The organism is Acinetobacter sp. NyZ410 (genome assembly GCF_022828975.1).
Classification (GTDB): domain Bacteria; phylum Pseudomonadota; class Gammaproteobacteria; order Pseudomonadales; family Moraxellaceae; genus Acinetobacter; species Acinetobacter guillouiae.
This window is the reverse complement of the sequence record NZ_CP094620.1, coordinates 1265969-1281640: the sequence shown is the minus strand read 5'-3', so window position 1 is coordinate 1281640 and position 15672 is coordinate 1265969. Positions and strand designations below refer to the sequence as shown.

Annotated in this window: 18 protein-coding genes; 5 read left to right on the top strand and 13 right to left on the bottom strand. The window is 36.9% G+C overall.

Annotated features, from left to right (window positions below):
- The first annotated feature begins 159 nt into the window (after positions 1-159).
- The 3 genes from MTO68_RS06020 to MTO68_RS06010 are packed head-to-tail and all read left to right on the top strand — an operon-like array spanning position 160 to position 1922.
- Positions 160-732: a hypothetical protein gene (locus MTO68_RS06020; RefSeq protein WP_004819758.1), complete on the top strand. Its 573-nt coding sequence runs from the start codon at positions 160-162 to the stop codon at positions 730-732.
- Entirely contained in the window at positions 702-1205 is a 504-nt protein-coding gene (locus MTO68_RS06015; protein WP_004819755.1) for a chalcone isomerase family protein, read from the top strand. Before MTO68_RS06020 ends, MTO68_RS06015 begins: the two co-directional genes overlap by 31 nt.
- 18 nt (positions 1206-1223) lie before the next feature.
- Positions 1224-1922: a response regulator transcription factor gene (locus tag MTO68_RS06010; RefSeq protein ID WP_034617843.1), complete on the top strand. Its 699-nt coding sequence runs from the start codon at positions 1224-1226 to the stop codon at positions 1920-1922.
- On the opposite strand, the gene MTO68_RS06005 is transcribed toward MTO68_RS06010, so the two are convergent.
- From MTO68_RS06005 to MTO68_RS05950, 12 genes are all read right to left on the bottom strand, one after another.
- Complete coding sequence (locus MTO68_RS06005; protein ID WP_244015355.1) at positions 1915-3237, bottom strand: HAMP domain-containing sensor histidine kinase; 1323 nt, start codon at positions 3235-3237, stop codon at positions 1915-1917. The genes MTO68_RS06010 and MTO68_RS06005 overlap by 8 nt on opposite strands.
- Before the next feature lie 46 nt (positions 3238-3283).
- Positions 3284-4333, bottom strand: coding sequence for a cyclopropane-fatty-acyl-phospholipid synthase family protein (locus MTO68_RS06000; RefSeq protein WP_004819750.1), 1050 nt, complete (start codon positions 4331-4333; stop codon positions 3284-3286).
- Positions 4334-4341: 8 nt separating this feature from the next.
- Positions 4342-5121 carry a DUF1295 domain-containing protein gene (locus MTO68_RS05995; protein WP_244015354.1) on the bottom strand — a complete coding sequence of 260 codons (780 nt, stop codon included), beginning with the start codon at positions 5119-5121 and terminating at the stop codon, positions 4342-4344.
- Between the two features lie 34 nt (positions 5122-5155).
- Positions 5156-6352, bottom strand: coding sequence for a cyclopropane-fatty-acyl-phospholipid synthase family protein (locus tag MTO68_RS05990; RefSeq protein WP_004819745.1), 1197 nt, complete (start codon positions 6350-6352; stop codon positions 5156-5158).
- On the bottom strand, positions 6349-7143 hold the full coding sequence (locus MTO68_RS05985) for a DUF1365 domain-containing protein (protein WP_004819743.1): 795 nt from the start codon (positions 7141-7143) through the stop codon (positions 6349-6351). Before MTO68_RS05985 ends, MTO68_RS05990 begins: the two co-directional genes overlap by 4 nt.
- 9 nt (positions 7144-7152) lie before the next feature.
- Positions 7153-8439, bottom strand: a complete 1287-nt coding sequence (locus tag MTO68_RS05980) for an FAD-dependent oxidoreductase (protein ID WP_034617839.1) — start codon at positions 8437-8439, stop codon at positions 7153-7155.
- Positions 8440-8453: 14 nt separating this feature from the next.
- Positions 8454-9410 (bottom strand): acyl-CoA desaturase, encoded by a 957-nt coding sequence (locus MTO68_RS05975; RefSeq protein ID WP_227504286.1) that lies wholly within the window; start codon positions 9408-9410, stop codon positions 8454-8456.
- A 398-nt stretch (positions 9411-9808) separates the two neighbouring features.
- Complete coding sequence (locus MTO68_RS05970) at positions 9809-9994, bottom strand: zf-HC2 domain-containing protein (protein WP_004819735.1); 186 nt, start codon at positions 9992-9994, stop codon at positions 9809-9811.
- On the bottom strand, positions 9988-10608 hold the full coding sequence (locus MTO68_RS05965; protein ID WP_004819732.1) for an RNA polymerase factor sigma-70: 621 nt from the start codon (positions 10606-10608) through the stop codon (positions 9988-9990). Before MTO68_RS05965 ends, MTO68_RS05970 begins: the two co-directional genes overlap by 7 nt.
- Positions 10605-11363: a putative DNA-binding domain-containing protein gene (locus tag MTO68_RS05960; protein ID WP_004819731.1), complete on the bottom strand. Its 759-nt coding sequence runs from the start codon at positions 11361-11363 to the stop codon at positions 10605-10607. Before MTO68_RS05960 ends, MTO68_RS05965 begins: the two co-directional genes overlap by 4 nt.
- Positions 11314-12177 (bottom strand): DUF692 domain-containing protein, encoded by an 864-nt coding sequence (locus MTO68_RS05955; protein ID WP_004819728.1) that lies wholly within the window; start codon positions 12175-12177, stop codon positions 11314-11316. Before MTO68_RS05955 ends, MTO68_RS05960 begins: the two co-directional genes overlap by 50 nt.
- Positions 12178-12247: 70 nt before the next feature.
- Positions 12248-12556 (bottom strand): hypothetical protein, encoded by a 309-nt coding sequence (locus tag MTO68_RS05950; protein WP_004819727.1) that lies wholly within the window; start codon positions 12554-12556, stop codon positions 12248-12250.
- A gap of 158 nt (positions 12557-12714) precedes the next feature.
- Here MTO68_RS05950 and MTO68_RS05945 point away from each other — a divergent pair, with 158 nt between their 5' ends.
- A complete protein-coding gene (locus MTO68_RS05945) occupies positions 12715-13329 on the top strand; it encodes a DoxX family protein (protein ID WP_034617837.1) in 615 nt (204 codons plus the stop codon).
- A 515-nt stretch (positions 13330-13844) separates the two neighbouring features.
- The gene (locus tag MTO68_RS05940) at positions 13845-15119 is read left to right on the top strand and encodes a site-specific integrase (RefSeq protein ID WP_042053836.1); all 1275 of its coding nucleotides are present in this window, start codon (positions 13845-13847) and stop codon (positions 15117-15119) included.
- A gap of 80 nt (positions 15120-15199) precedes the next feature.
- Here MTO68_RS05940 and MTO68_RS05935 read toward each other — a convergent pair whose 3' ends face one another.
- Complete coding sequence (locus MTO68_RS05935) at positions 15200-15670, bottom strand: hypothetical protein (RefSeq protein ID WP_244015353.1); 471 nt, start codon at positions 15668-15670, stop codon at positions 15200-15202.
- Positions 15671-15672 lie beyond the last annotated feature (2 nt).

Sequence of the window (15672 nt, the reverse complement as noted above, 5' to 3'; positions counted from 1 at the left end):
AGCGGTGTTCTATAACAAATATTCGTGGTGCTGGAATGCTTTCAGACATGTCTCTGACTACTTTAATGTGGCAAAAATGATAATTTTTTATCCAACTTCACATCTCGTTCACACTGATTTATCTACAGTATTAAATAAAATTCAAAATGGATAATGATCATGAAAAACCCAAAAAAAATCTTTGCCTCTATGTTGGCACTGATGTGTTTATCAGGATGTAAAAGCATTCCAAGTTATTCCTCAGATTATAGTTCCGCCAGAAATAATATTACGGGTATGACATTGACAGAAACCCAAGCATTAGAGATTGGCACTCATTTCATATCTACCTTCAATACTTTAGGTACACCAGAATTCATAAATAAAGCCAGTTCTCTATATGCAGAGCACCTTTTTATCAATGACACACTTTCCCAGTTCTCATCACGACAAAATTTACTAGAACATTTCAAAGGTATGAATAAGCGTGTTAGCAATGTCAAAGTAAAATTATTAAATACTACCCATCAGCAAGACTCTGCATATATACATTGGTATATGGCTTATGAGTTCAAAATTTTTGGTGTGCAAAGAAAAATGGCGTCATATGGTATTAGTGAAATTAAAGTAAATAAAGATAATCAAATTATTTTTCAACAAGACTTTTGGGATCCTGCAAATGGCCTATATCGTCAATTGCCTTATGTAGGAGGTGCTTATTCATGGTTATTAGCATTCAAAAAATCATCTTAAGTGTTGCGTGTATGACTGGTTTATCCGTCAGCACGTCAACAATTCATGCTGCATCTGTACAACAATGTGCAACAGCTGCCCTTTTAATCGGGAAAAAACAAGTCGGTCAAGTAAGCTACTTTGCAGAGTCTTGTAAAAAAGCCTGGGATATGCAAAGTATTCAAATGAATTTTTCTTATACTCAAGATATCCCAGAATGGGCATTTAAACGTGCAGCCACACATTTTTTAAAGAAAAATATTCCTGATTTTAAAGAGACATCTCCCCTGAACCAAATTACACAGCTTTATAAACCAGTTAAAAATGGCGATTTATACACTTTAAGCTACGTCCATTCGTCCCACACATTGACACTTTTACTGAATCAGAAAACATTAGGTCATATCCAAAATGATCATGCCAATCAATATTTTAAAATTTGGTTAGGTTCACAGCCTTTTAATGCTAAATTGAAACAACAGCTCTTAAATTAACGACATAAAGTTATTGTAATGACAAAGCATTTTATCCTTATGGTCGAAGACCATTACGAATTAGCATCTACCCTCTGTGAGTTTTTAGAGACACATGGTTTTGTAATAGATCATGCCCGTAATTTAGACACAGCTCGAAATTTATTAAAACACAATCCTTATCACATTCTGTTATTGGATATTAATTTACCTGATGGCTCAGGTTACGATCTCTGTCATTGGTTAAGGAAAGAACAAGGCTTAGACATCCCTGTACTAATGCTCACAGCACGTGATACCTTAGATGACAAAATGAAAGGTTTTACTTCAGGTACCGATGATTATTTGGTCAAACCATTCGACTTTAACGAATTGGTTATGCGAGTTCGGGCTTTGATTAAAAGATCAATGGGTGAAGTTTCTAATAGCCAATTACAAATTCACGACCTAATTTTAGATAGTGCACGACAAACTATTAGCCGTGCTGGTCAAAATATTGAACTTCCACCAATTCAATTTAAGCTCTTGAAGTTATTGATGAGAAACTCACCTAAAGTCATTACTAAACAAGAAATTGTAATAGAATTATGGGGTGATACAGAGCCTGAAAGTGATGCACTGCGCAGCCATATTTATAATTTACGTAAAATGGTTGATAAGCCTTTTAATCAGAAATTGATTCATACAGTGTCAGGTGTTGGCTTAAAAATTTCGCTTGAACTAGACTCACTTAGTTAAGATAAACCACCACGACTAATCCCGTAGAAGGCATTAAAGTAATATCATTGTGAATAGTTAAATAATATTGACGATCAAACAACTCCACACGCCAACCCAATTGCTTAGACAATTTCTGTACTAATTGTAGTCCAATACCATGCCCTTTGGTTTGTAACTTTAATTGAGGGCAAGATAACTCGCGTACTTTAACGTTATTGGGTAAATTGATGCCTATACCATTATCGGCAATCAGGACCTTATTTTTTTGCACAATAATATCAATTTCTGAACCTTGAGAATAATTTAAGGCATTACGTAAAATATTACCAAAAACCATTTTTGTCATAGATGGATACAGTAGCCGTGTCTGTTCATTCGGATCTTGTTGAAGATTAATCTGTATTCCTTTGACCTGACCCACACTTTCTAAATCAACTTGTAATTCATGTAATATATTGAAGATTGATCTATATTCTGGAGTGAGCGTATTGGTGGTATTACGCGCAATTGCCAATAAGGTATCAACCAGTAACTGCATGTCTTCAATGGTGTTACCCAGACGAATAAAGGCTTTGTTATCACCATAACGGGCTTGGCAAATTTGAACATTACCTTTTAGAACTGTTAAAGGTGTCCGTAGTTCATGACTGACATCACTGCTAAACTCACGTTCACGATTAATAAATTCATTCAAAACCTGATGATATTTCTCTAATGCTTGTTTTAAATATTCTGCTTCCATATTTGCATCAGTACTGATGTCCTTAAAAGGTGATGCTTCTTTGTTCTGATGTTCCCAATCGATGTTTTCTAAAGCATTGGCAAGTCGAGTGATCGGAGAAAAATAACGGCGCGCACGCCGATTCCACCACCACAACACACTATAAAGTACAAACAAACTCAGCATTAACGGTGCTAAACCAAACAACCATATCAGTTTATTGACATTACTTTCACCAAAAACCAAAAGAACATGCTGTCCATTACGCTCTCCATAGACGGTCATACGTTCTTTACCATCCACAAAATGACGGCCAACTCCTGGTTTTAAATGTATGTTTTGAAAGCTAGTGGGGGTCACATTATTCCAGCGATATCCATATAAATTTTTGGTGTCAGGCAAATCTGAATTTGGATTATGCTCTATACGCATCCAATAATGCTCCATTTCCTGTTCAAGCGCAGTTTTCAATAATGTGCCTTTAATCACCCATGCACTACATGCAATACCAATCACAATCGACAAAGCGATCAATCCAATTTGCAACCAGTAATAACGATTAAAGACTTCACCCAAGGGATGAGCACGGTTGCTCTTAAAAAGCCTCAGCATAAATATATCCCTTGTATGACCCACTGAACAACAGATTCAATTTAGATTATACGGCTTTCTTATGAAACAAAAAGTGACCAATGACCCATTCTTGGCCTTGTTCAAAACCAAACAGTTCAGCACAAGCCATAAAGAAGATTCGCCAACGTTGCCACCAAGCTGCTGCATCTTTGCCATAGGTCTTTTCAAATAATGGTTTTAAACGTTGTTGGTTCCGATCCATATTTTCAAGCCAGGCATTGGCCGTTCTTTCATACTGCATACCTGACCACTGCCAATGCTGTTCTAACTGCAAGTGATCTTGAAAATGTAAGAAAGTTGACGCAGACGGCATCAATCCACCACTAAAAAAGTATTTCGACATCCAATCATATTCATTTTTAATTTCAAATGGATAATGCAAAAATCGATGGCAAAAAATATGACACCACAATAATCCATCAGGTTTAAGCCAGGTATTTATTTTTTCAAATAGCTTTTGATAATTACGCACATGCTCAAACATTTCCACCGACACCACGCGATCAAATGAGCCACCTTCAAGTTCTAGCACATTGACATCGCAAGTGATGACCGTCAAATGATTGAACTGTCGTTGTTTGGCTTGTTGTTGAATATAGGCACGTTGCGTTGAAGAGTTCGATACAACAGTTATCTTTGCATTTGGATAATGCTCTGCCATCCATAAACTTAAAGATCCCCAACCACAACCAACTTCTAAAATGTGTTGACCATCTTTTAATTGTGCCCGTTCACAATAACCTGCTAAGGCTAACTCTTCAGCTTCGTCCAAACTCGTTTGAGCATCGCTAAATAAACTCGCACTATATTTTAAGCGTTTACCCAGTACTGCCTGAAAAAACTCAGTGGGAAGCTCATAATGCTGTTGGTTGGCTTTATCAGTTTCAATCGCAATTTCACTGCGCTTTAGCATACGGAGGACATCCATATAACGCTTGCTGCCCTGTTCAGGATCATAACGACCTTCTTGAATTAAGCGCTTTTTACTTAAGCTCCGTATCGCTGCACGTATCGCCTGATCTGGAACCAATCCACTTTCGACCAGTTTTAAAGACTGCTGAATAATAAAATCCATGTTGTGATCTACTCTTTAGGTTGCCACGGAATAAACATTGACGTTCGTTGTTGATAATCTCGGTAATTTTGACCACGATGACGTAATGCTTGTTGTTCGCTAAACGGAATACCTGTGATGTAATATAAAAATGCCCACATCAGTAATGGATAAATCCATAACAGATAAAGCCCTGCGGCCAAACCTAAAATGGGGTAAGCAAACCAATGTAACCATTCAAAAAAATAATTCGGATGCCGTGAATACTTCCATAAACCTTGATCCATGGTTTGACCGCGATGATCTGGGTTCTGTTTAAAATGATACAGCTGTTGATCAGCAGTGCTTTCACCAATGAAAGCCAGTAGCATAATTATTATCGCAACGATCAGCGCCCAATTCGTCCATTCATTCCACTGTATTGCGGGGAAACTCAGTAAGGACAGCATCGGGTAGGAAAACAAAAGCGCCAGTCCTGCTTGAAACATAAAAAAGCACAAAAAGCCTAAATGTTTAAATTGTCCCATTGCACGACGCATATTGGCATAACGACGGTCTTCTTCTATTTCATGCAAGTAACGGCGTAATAAATGCCAAGTCAGACGTAAGAACCAAATGCTACTAGCAAGCCCAATAAAGATACGTACACCTAAGGGTGCTGTATTCAGCAAAAATGCTGCAATGATGACATTCAGCGTAATACAGAAACTCCATGCAACATCGACTAAACCAGCACGACTGTTATAGGTAACGATGAGCCAGCATATCAGCATAATCACGACATCAAGTAACAACAACTTGAGTAACATTTTGCTCACTCCTTGGCATTTGGATGCTTAAAAGTTAATAAACGTTGGCTTCAAACAACATATGCACATCACTAATCACTCCTTCTTTAAAACCACCCTCGCAATAGCACAAATAAAAATCCCACATCCGAATAAATTTTTCATCAAATCCAAGCGCTAGAACCTGTTCACGGGCAGCTAAAAAGTTTTTCCGCCAAAGATGTAGCGTTTGTGCATAACTTTGCCCAATATCTTCTAAATGTTTTAAACGCAATTTTTGTTCAGATGCAGTTTGAGTTAATACACTGATGCACGGAATAAAGCTGCCAGGGAAAATATAACGTTTAATATAATCCACAGTTTTTAAGGCTTTTTTATAACGCGCATCTTCAATGGTAATCGCTTGAATCAGTCCTAGCCCTTGCGGCTTCAACAAATTGCGACATTGTTTAAAATAGGTTGATAAATATTGCTCACCTACAGCTTCAATCATTTCAATGGAAACAAGTTTGTCGAATTTACCTTCCAGTAAGCGATAATCTTTTAATTGCACCTCTACCCGATGTGCTAAACCTGCTGCTTGAATCCGGGCTACTGCTTCATCATATTGCGCTTGTGAAATAGTAATCGTAGTCACTTTACAACCATAGTTTTGTGCAGCATAAAGGGCAAAACCGCCCCAACCACTCCCAATTTCGACCAAATGATCCATCGGCTTTAGTTGTAATTTTTGACAAATCAATTCTTTTTTATACTCAGAAGCCTGTTCCAAAGTCATTTCAGCATCTTTAAACACAGCACTGGAATACATCATTGATGGATCTAGAAATAATTTAAAGAAATCATTGCTCAGGTCATAATGATCTGCAATATTTTTACGGCTGCCGTCAATTGAGTTCCTGCGTTTTTTATACCAAGCTTTTAAAAAAAATTGACTCGCCTGAGCAATAATATTTTGATTTAGCGTATCCAAAAGATCACGATTACGTGCCAAAATTTGAACCATCTCAACCAAATGATCAGTACTCCAATAACCTCGAATATAGCCTTCGGCGGCACCTAATACGCCATGCTTAAAAATCAATTCCACCAGTTTTTTATCATGGACCTGAACAACCGCAATTAACTCCATATTGTCGCCGACAAAACCATTCCACACCCCTTGAAATATAATTTGACCATGACGTAGCTTTAATAAACTTTGTAAAACCAAAGGCAGTGAGTCTTGTTCAGTGGAAATAAGTGCTTTCATGGCATTGTTTTTCCTTTGTCTTTTTTAGGATGTCGATAAAATGGTACTTTTTTCTTCCATAAGCGAAAAGCATTCAGATAAATTCCTGCCATCATTTTGAAAGGTTCAAAGACACTATAAATAGCATATCGATGCTGCTGTGAAGAAACTGTGATGGGCACTAATATAAATCGCATAGTCGCGTCAAATTGCAGTACATCCTGTTGAAAAAGCTGCATATGAATGACATTTTGCTGAGTAGAAAAATTAAAATTCCACAGGTAATTCATGTCCATTGGCATAAAAGGCGAGACATGAAATGATTTTTTAAACTTGAATTGATAACTGCTAAACTGCGAATGTTGTACTACGTTGTTACGGCAATCATGCACATATACTTTACGTTCATCCCAAGGCGTATTGGTTATTTCACTCAGAATAAACAGCGGCTTTTCATTGGCATCAAAAATAAAATAAAATACCACTGAGTTAAAACGAAAACCTAAAGTCCGTGGTAACGCTAAAACTCGAATCTGCGTATCTAAAGCCACTAAACTATTGGCTTGTTTTAATATTATTTTTTGAATTTTTTGCCGAATTGAACCGTGTTCTTCGATTAAAAAATCATTTGGATCAAGTTTAAGCAGATTCCATCGGCTAGATGACCATAAATAAGATTGCTGGGTAATCGATAGGATTTGATCTGGATCAAACCATAAATAATTCAACTGAGCTTCAAATTTATGTGACTTAGGCAAATAGCGTCGATGCCGTATCACTACAGGGGCTACAGCGAGTTTAGTCATCAACATTGCCTACTCCTAAATCACATCAGCCATATGTTTTTCTAATTGCTCTACTACTTGAGCAGCACTGCGTACCCCATCCTCATGGAAACCCCAGCCCCAATAAGCACCGCAAAATGATGTTCGATTTTGGCCATTAATATCTGACCAGCGTTGTTGCGCTTCTATAGCTTGGGCATTAAATACAGGATGGCGATAATCACGTTCGACTAAAATTTGCTTTGGATCAATTTGAAAGTTAGGATTTAACGTGGCAAATATTTGTGTTTGACAGGATAAGTTTTGTAGTTTGTTCATCCAATAAGTAAACGCGTAATGAACCGTGGACTTCGAACTTCGCCTATCAAAGTTAGCTTGATCTGCAGTAACATGCACATGCCAACTCGCCCATTGAGATTTACACTTTGGCATAATAGTCAAATCACGATGTAGCACCATTTTGTTATCTTGATAAGTAAAATTAGACAACACCTCTTGCTCTTGTGCGGTAGGATCATTTAATAACTTTAGGCTATCATCGGCATGACTAGCCAAAACCACCCAGTCAAATTGCTGTGTATCACATTCTGTTTGCACAATCACTTGATCAGCTAAGCGAGACACACCGATTACCGCCAGTTTTTTAAACTCAATATTTGCTGACTGCTGCTGGATGGCTTGAACATAACGTGCAGAACCACCTTTGACGGTTTGCCATTGTGGACGATCTCTAAGCTGTAACATGCGATGATGTTGAAAAAAGCTCACAACGAATTTATAAGGAATTTGTCCCACTTGATCAATTGGACATGACCATAATGCCCCGCACATTGGATATAAATGCTCTCGGCGAAAAGCACCGGAATAAGCGTTTTGATTTAAATAGTCTTCAATACTCAATGTCGTATCATGCTCATCCACAATGACGTCTTTATTTGCGGCATAAAATTTAAAAAGATCAGAGAGCATGGCTCTAAAATTAGAATTTAAAAAGTTTTGTGGTCTACTCAGCAAAGAAATTTTTTTCGACGGATTATATTGTAACCCAGTGACCAGATTGTTGACTGAAAAACTCATATCACTGTTTTGTACTTTTACCCCTAACTCGGTGATCATTTGGCTAAACAATGGATAATTGTAATTATTGAATACGATAAAACCGCTATCGATAGCAAGTTTTTGCTCATCAATCATCAAGTCGTGAGTATCAGTATGTCCTCCAAAATAATTATTTTTCTCAAATACAGTTACCTGATGATGTTTTGAAAGTTTCCATGCGGCATACAATCCGGAAACACCTGAACCAATAATCGCAATTTTCATGAAGATTCCCCAGTTTAACTTTTCTTGGTCTTTGTTTTAATAAATATGTTTACTTTACTTGCTGATTGAGCAATTTTACTGACCTCATACACTCGTGCAGGAATTGGCTTTAATTCCCAGACCAAACCGACCCAAGACATAATTTTTAAAACATAGTAGGTAATATCAATTTGCCACCAATAAAAACCTTGGCGTGCGCTCCCCGCATAAAAATGGTGGTTGTTATGCCATCCCTCGCCCAAAGTAATAATGGATAAAAATAAGTTGTTCCGACTTTGATCTTCTGTTTCAAAATCTCGACTTCCATATAAATGTGCCAGAGAGTTAATACATAACGTCGCGTGAATTAATAAAACGGTTGAAACGACGAATCCCCAAACCAACAGCTGTAAACCATTTGTTGCAAGTGATGGATACACGACCGCGAGCCATTCACCTAAAGCATAAATTGCTAATGCAGTCAGAAGCACAATGATCAAACTAAAACGATCCAACCAAACTAGTTCAGGATATTTGAGCCAATCTTTAATCACTTCTTTACGCGTGGCAAAATTATAATCATTTAAAAACCACCCTACATGACTGTACCAAAAGCCATGTGTAGACGAGTGTGGATCCTGTGCTGTATCCGTAAATCGATGATGATAACGGTGATGCGCTGCCCACCACAAAGGCCCACGCTGGGCACTCATTGTTCCAATCAATACAAAAATAAATTGAACGACTCGAGAAGTTTTAAAAGTCTTGTGGGATAAATATCGATGGAAAAATGCAGTAATTGAAAACATCCGAATCAGATAAAACATCAACATAAAAGCAAGGGCAAACCAGGATATCCCTACGTAAAAAACCGCCAGACATGCAAGATGCAGAAGGATAAAAGGAATAATACGCATCCATTGAATTTTTTTATTATCAGGTGAAATGGTCTGTGCCTGAACCGGTTTGGACCAACTGTCTATCCATTGCATAACACGATTCAACATAGACTGATCCTAATTTTCTAATCATCAGATTTTGTATGAAAGAGTTTAATCAATTCGAAATGAAATTTATGTGAAGTAAATAATTTTTTTTAATGGTACTGACAAGTGAATGGAGCTAGCAACATCAGTTTTTAGACCTTTTATATTCACTTTAATAAGATACCCTATAAGGCTGCGAACAAAACATCATGAACAAAAAACAATCAACTTGATATGATAAAATTATTAACTTAGCTGTAGATTCAAAGAATAAAACAAATTTTTAAACTGATGCTGATCATAAAAAAATAAATCAAATTTATGAAAGCTCGAAATAACGGCTTGTTTACCTTATTCACAGCACCTTGAGCGCAAGCAACTTTATATTAAAAGAGTCTCGCTACCTACTTACCATCATCAATATTTTTAAATGCTTTAGAGAGCTGACTTAGTGTTTTAACTTGTTTTCCATAGCGGCGGCATGAACGGCAAAGCAATAAATGAATTTGTAAATTGCCCTGCTCTCGAAATTGAAGTGTTCGATCTAATCTTTCAGATAATAACTGGGTGGCTTGACGACAGGTTAACATGAGCAATCATCCTTCAATAACCATTTATTTTCTAAACATTCACGCAATCTTGTTCGACTTCTATACATGAGCACATTTAAATTAGTCACAGTCAGTCCTAGCTTTTCACAAATTTCATCTGAACTTAGTTCAATCATTTCTCTAAGCATGAAAACTTGTGCATATTTGGCTGGTAAATGATTCAAACAGGCATCAAAAATAATCCAAAAATCTTGTTGCTCCAATATTTCTTCTGGACTGGGCCATACTTGAGGTACTTCATATTTATTCCAATGCCCAGAAGCATCAAATAATGCATCTATACTTTGTTCACTGTCCTCATCATTAAACAATTCACTCATCGTCATTAAACGAGATTTTTGCCGAATTAAATCAAAAATCTTGTTTTTTAAAATCGCAAAAACCCACGTTTTAAAAGCTGCTCGGCCAGTAAAAGAATCAATATGTTGAAATGCGCTCATTAATGCTTCTTGAACAGCATCTTCAGCCTGCTGTAATGATGACAGTTGTAGAATTGCGAACTTCAGCATTTGTTGTCGTAACTCTATTACAAAGGCTGGATTTTGTAGTTGTTGTAATATTTCTTGATTCGCATTTTCAGGCTCTACGCTCATCCATTTTCCTCATCATTTGTATGGGGTAGATCTAACAATTTCAATCGAATTAATAGTACTTTTAACTCATCGATCTGGGTTTGAATCTGAACGCTAGAAAAATCAGGAAACGTCGCTTTTATTAAACTTCTAATATCTTGTTCAACTAACTCTTGTTGATTGAGTTGTTCAATCACCGCAGCGAATAAAACAGATAAGCTTTCTACGCAGATATTATCTTGATCATTTCGCCAAACCAATATAACACTAGGCATAGGCTCAACTTCAGCAATGATCGTGCTTGATGACCATTGGTAGACTGGATATTGATAAACGAGCACCCAGACTTGAGTATTTAACTGCCATTCACTCTGCCGAGTAAGGAGTTTTTTTTCAATTTGAAATGTATCTAGATAGAGTTCAAGCCATTCAAACTGTAATAGCTCAGCTAACCAGGGGTATTCATGTAAGCTGGGATGCTGACAATCTGTCAGATACTCTCTAAATTGTAGCGAAATATCATTATAAAACGGTGATTCACATTGCGCTTTTTGAAAAAACTCTGTTAATAACTTTTGCCACTGTATCGCAGGCAATATTGCACGAGTAATAGGAAAGACCAAGTCAATAAAAGAACAAACATTATTAAAAAGTAAATCTCGATAAATCTGCATTCGTTCCGCAGGAAGAGCTTTTGATAACTCAGATTGAGGAAAGCGAATCCAATTACAAAATTGCTGCTGCGTAGCTTGGAAAGATATTTGTGCTGTTTTCATCACTGCCCTCCTGCTGCTGAATTGTTTTAATTCTCGTCATTTCATCTTGTAACTCTTGCCATGACGGAATATTAAAATCACGCTCAAGTAATGTTGGTTTTACACCACACACTTGATAAGTATAATGTAATAATTGCCAGACGGAATCGCATACTTCAGTACCATGCGTATCAATCAATAGATTTTGTTCAACTTGTTCATGCCCAGCAATATGTATATAACGAATCCGTTCTTTTGGCATTGCTCGAATAAAGGCATACCCATCACTGCTATGGTTTATACTGTTTACATAGACGTTATTCACATCGAGTAATAACTCGCAGTCCGCCTGCTGAAGCACTTCAGATACAAAATCGGCCTCACTCATTTCAGCATTTGGCATCAAATAGGTTGAGACATTTTCGATCACCAGCCTTTTACCTAAAATATCTTGGACACGTAAAATACGTTCGGCTACATATTTAACTGCCGCCTCAGTCATTGGAATTGGCATCAAGTCGTATAAGTAGCCACGATCATGGGTATAACTTAAATGCTCGGAATAAATCGGGATATGATAATCTTCTAAAAACCCTTTAATTTTTTGAATAAATTCTAAATTGAGTGGATGTGGCCCACCAACGGATAAAGACAGCCCATGACAGATTAAAGGTGCTTTTTCTACACACCGAGCTAATAACTTTGCATGCCGACCACCAAAACCTATCCAATTTTCAGGCGCGATTTCAATAAAGTCTGGCACTTTTTTAGCACTTAGAAACTCATCAATAAAATCCCTTCTTAGCCCAAGCCCTACACCAGCCAAATTAACCATGGTGATACTCCAACTTTGGAAATGATGCCGTCTATGTGATTCATAGCGACATCATTCTTTAACTGATTGACTATTTACTACCACACTTGCCATCAGCAACTTTTTTATCAGCACCACATTTCGCATCCGTTGCTTTCTTCGTTGCACCACATTTACCATCTGCTACTTTTTTATCAGCACCACATTTTGCTTCAGCCGCTTTTTGTGATTTCGTCATTTTGTTCGATCCACACTTGGCTTCACCACATTTTGCATCACTGGCTTTCTTCGCATGGGTTTCTGTCGCATGCGTTGTTGGGGCTGCTGATACTTGAGTTACACCAGCTACAGATAAAGCTAGCAGTGCTGCAACTGATGTGATTGAGTTGAGTTTGTTCATTGTTCTATTCCTTTAAGATAATTTACCGTGTTGTACTCAGGTACATATAGTTAGACGACTTAAACTGCCATTTATTACAGTCCAAATTAAAAATTGTGTAAGAAACACAGTTATCACCCGACTAATTACTATTCAATCGCAGTCGGTGTGAAATTATCGTGAACAATTTTATTTATGCTTTATCAAAAAAATACCAAATATTTTGTAGTCTCATAAAACATGGTGATGGTATCGCAGCACTTACACTGAGACTTTATTTAGTCCCTATATTCTGGATGGCAGGTACAAACAAACTTGTGCATTTTCAACAAACAGTGGAATGGTTTGGTAATACAGATTGGGGCTTAGGTTTACCATTCCCGATGCTGTTAGCAACCCTTGCTACTTCAGTTGAAATTATAGGAGCAATTCTATTAGCCCTTGGTTTCTTGACCCGCTTAATTAGCATTCCACTCATTATCACCATGCTTGTTGCCATCGTTACAGTACATTTACCAAATGGATGGCAAGCAATTGCTGATTCCAATGCTCCATTTGCTAGTGCTCAAGTCCTCGCTTCAACTGAAAAGTTAGAAAAGGCGCGTCAAATCTTAGAAACGTGTGGAAATTATGATTGGTTAACCTCAAGTGGATCATTTGTCATCTTAAATAATGGTATTGAGTTTGCCGTAACCTACTTAGTCATGCTGTTAGCATTAATTGTGTTGGGCGGTGGGCGCTACCTAAGTCTAGATTATTGTGTGAAGCGTTTATTTTTAAAAGAAAAAGTGTGAAAAGAATTATAGCTAAATAATTAAGGTATCGAATATTGCTTTAATTTAACTCATCTCAAAACTTGCATTACTAAAGCAGCCTTACCATCTGATATTAAGCCATTTGATTAAGCCCAAATGAGACAAGCTATATGGAGATATTAAAATAAAAATAGAAGAAGCAATTTCAGTGATAAAAGTTCAGGAATTAGATTCAAAAAGTTAATTATAAAACAGAGAATTAAACTGGAGTCTAAATCTATCTAATCCATTCTAATTCCGCTCTATTCAATCCAAAATTTATATAGGAGACGTGAAATAAAATCAAAGCAAAAAAAAGACCCTTAACAATTTAAGGGTCTTTTTAAATATTTGGCGGAAGCGGTGTCCGTCTAACAATAGTCCTAAGCAATCCAAATAAATATTATAAACATATATATTTCAATGTTTTAACATTTTAATCATCCTAAGCCGTCTTGCCCAATCCTACCATTTCCAGTATTTTATGAGGGGTAGGTTGTGGGGTAAGTTAGAACATGCCAAAGAAATCTAAAGAGCTATCTGCTCTCAGTATAGCAAAAATTAAGAAGACTGGGCGACATTCTGTAGGGGGTGTTGATGGTCTTTGCTTGAATATAGAAGGCAATTCTCGTGTCTGGATTTTGCGTGCGGTAGTAGGTAAACGTCTGGATAAAAATGGAAAGTTAAAACCCCATCGCCGTGATATTGGTATTGGTCCCTACCCTGAAGTTTCTTTAGCTGAAGCCCGTGCTAAAGCAACAGAATTAAGAATACAAATTCGAAATGGCGTTGATCCAATTGCACATAAACAGGAACAACTTACAAAACTACATATCCAGAAACTACGTGACAAAACATTCATTGAGTGTGCAAAAGTTGTTATAGCAAATAAAACCCGTGAACTTAAAAATGAAAAGCATATTGGACAGTGGACATCTACATTAGAAACCTATATCTACCCAACTCTAGGTGATATTAGTATTAGTACAATTACTAAAGTCGATATTGCCGAAGTTCTTAGACCTATCTGGACTGAAAAGAACGAAACAGCTAAACGTATTCGTGGTCGTATAGAAACAATTTTTGATTATGCCAAGGCTATGGGATATTTTGTCGGTGATAACCCTGCCGAATGGAAAGGTAATCTTGAGCCAATCTTAGGCAACTTAAAGCAGGAATCACGCCCTCACCCATCCTTACCTTATGAACAGGTCTCTGAATTTATTCAACACCTGAGACAGAAAAAAGGAATTTCATCTAAAGCTCTGGAATTTGCAATTTTAACTGCCTGTCGGTCTGGTGAGATTTTTGGAGCTATATGGCAGGAAATTGATTTTGAGAATAAAATATGGATTATTCCTAAAGAACGAATGAAAGCAGATACAGAGCATCGTGTTCCTTTGTCTCAACAAGCTATTAGTTTACTTAAATCAATTCAAGCATATACTCAGCCACAAGATTTCATTTTTCCTGCGCCTCGTAATGGGCAGATGCTTTCTGATATGTCATTGACCACTCTAATCAAACGAATGCATGAACAAAAAGTTAAAGAAGATGGCTTAGGCTATATAGATCCTAAACAAAACAGAGTGATTACGACACATGGTTTCCGCTCTACTTTCCGTGACTGGTCAGCAGACAAAACAGATTACCCTAGAGAAGTTTGTGAGCATGTACTGGCACATAAGCTACCTGATGAAGTCGAAGCAGCTTATTTACGTGGGGCATATCTCGAAAAACGTAAAGGATTAATGGCTGACTGGGCTGAGTTTTGTAATGCACAAAATTAATAGAATAAAATCTATGCTTCCGCCTTAAATGGCAGAAGCATTAATATATTTTCCCTCATCAAGTTTGATAGATATTATAATTATTTAATAATATAATAAGTTTCAGCATTCAAGGTCTGTTTAATAATACATGCCAACTGCCCCAACACTGATTCAACACGAGAGTTCAGTTCAGAATAATCTAGGCTCGGCTGAACTAATACTATTTCTATAGTAACGTCATAAGTTCTATACTTTTTAATCAAAGCATCTAAATCTGACATTTCACCTAATATGAATCTACTATTTTTAGTCTTTTTATAAGTGTTATTCTCTCTAATCTTTAATTGTTTTAATGCTTTTATTGCATCAGATAATTTATCACAAGTTGAAAGGGTTTGCTGAACCAGCTCATTCACAGCTCCAATAGAAGATTTTGTACCTATAGCATATTTACAATGATATAAACGCATACATACTTTTTGCTGTTCTTCATCAATCCAAAATCCAACTAAATCTGCAAGTTCATTACTACCATCGTCATAGAACAATAGACTTCCTTCATAAATCATTT

Coding starts and splice junctions, on each gene's coding strand:
- MTO68_RS06020 (WP_004819758.1), top strand. CDS start 160: ATGAAAAACCCAAAAAAAATCTTTGCCTCTATGTTGGCACTGATGTGT.
- MTO68_RS06015 (WP_004819755.1), top strand. CDS start 702: ATGGTTATTAGCATTCAAAAAATCATCTTAAGTGTTGCGTGTATGACT.
- MTO68_RS06010 (WP_034617843.1), top strand. CDS start 1,224: ATGACAAAGCATTTTATCCTTATGGTCGAAGACCATTACGAATTAGCA.
- MTO68_RS06005 (WP_244015355.1), bottom strand. CDS start 3,237: ATGCTGAGGCTTTTTAAGAGCAACCGTGCTCATCCCTTGGGTGAAGTC.
- MTO68_RS06000 (WP_004819750.1), bottom strand. CDS start 4,333: ATGGATTTTATTATTCAGCAGTCTTTAAAACTGGTCGAAAGTGGATTG.
- MTO68_RS05995 (WP_244015354.1), bottom strand. CDS start 5,121: ATGTTACTCAAGTTGTTGTTACTTGATGTCGTGATTATGCTGATATGC.
- MTO68_RS05990 (WP_004819745.1), bottom strand. CDS start 6,352: ATGAAAGCACTTATTTCCACTGAACAAGACTCACTGCCTTTGGTTTTA.
- MTO68_RS05985 (WP_004819743.1), bottom strand. CDS start 7,143: ATGTTGATGACTAAACTCGCTGTAGCCCCTGTAGTGATACGGCATCGA.
- MTO68_RS05980 (WP_034617839.1), bottom strand. CDS start 8,439: ATGAAAATTGCGATTATTGGTTCAGGTGTTTCCGGATTGTATGCCGCA.
- MTO68_RS05975 (WP_227504286.1), bottom strand. CDS start 9,410: ATGCAATGGATAGACAGTTGGTCCAAACCGGTTCAGGCACAGACCATT.
- MTO68_RS05970 (WP_004819735.1), bottom strand. CDS start 9,994: ATGTTAACCTGTCGTCAAGCCACCCAGTTATTATCTGAAAGATTAGAT.
- MTO68_RS05965 (WP_004819732.1), bottom strand. CDS start 10,608: ATGAGCGTAGAGCCTGAAAATGCGAATCAAGAAATATTACAACAACTA.
- MTO68_RS05960 (WP_004819731.1), bottom strand. CDS start 11,363: ATGAAAACAGCACAAATATCTTTCCAAGCTACGCAGCAGCAATTTTGT.
- MTO68_RS05955 (WP_004819728.1), bottom strand. CDS start 12,177: ATGGTTAATTTGGCTGGTGTAGGGCTTGGGCTAAGAAGGGATTTTATT.
- MTO68_RS05950 (WP_004819727.1), bottom strand. CDS start 12,556: ATGAACAAACTCAACTCAATCACATCAGTTGCAGCACTGCTAGCTTTA.
- MTO68_RS05940 (WP_042053836.1), top strand. CDS start 13,845: ATGCCAAAGAAATCTAAAGAGCTATCTGCTCTCAGTATAGCAAAAATT.
- MTO68_RS05935 (WP_244015353.1), bottom strand. CDS start 15,670: ATGATTTATGAAGGAAGTCTATTGTTCTATGACGATGGTAGTAATGAA.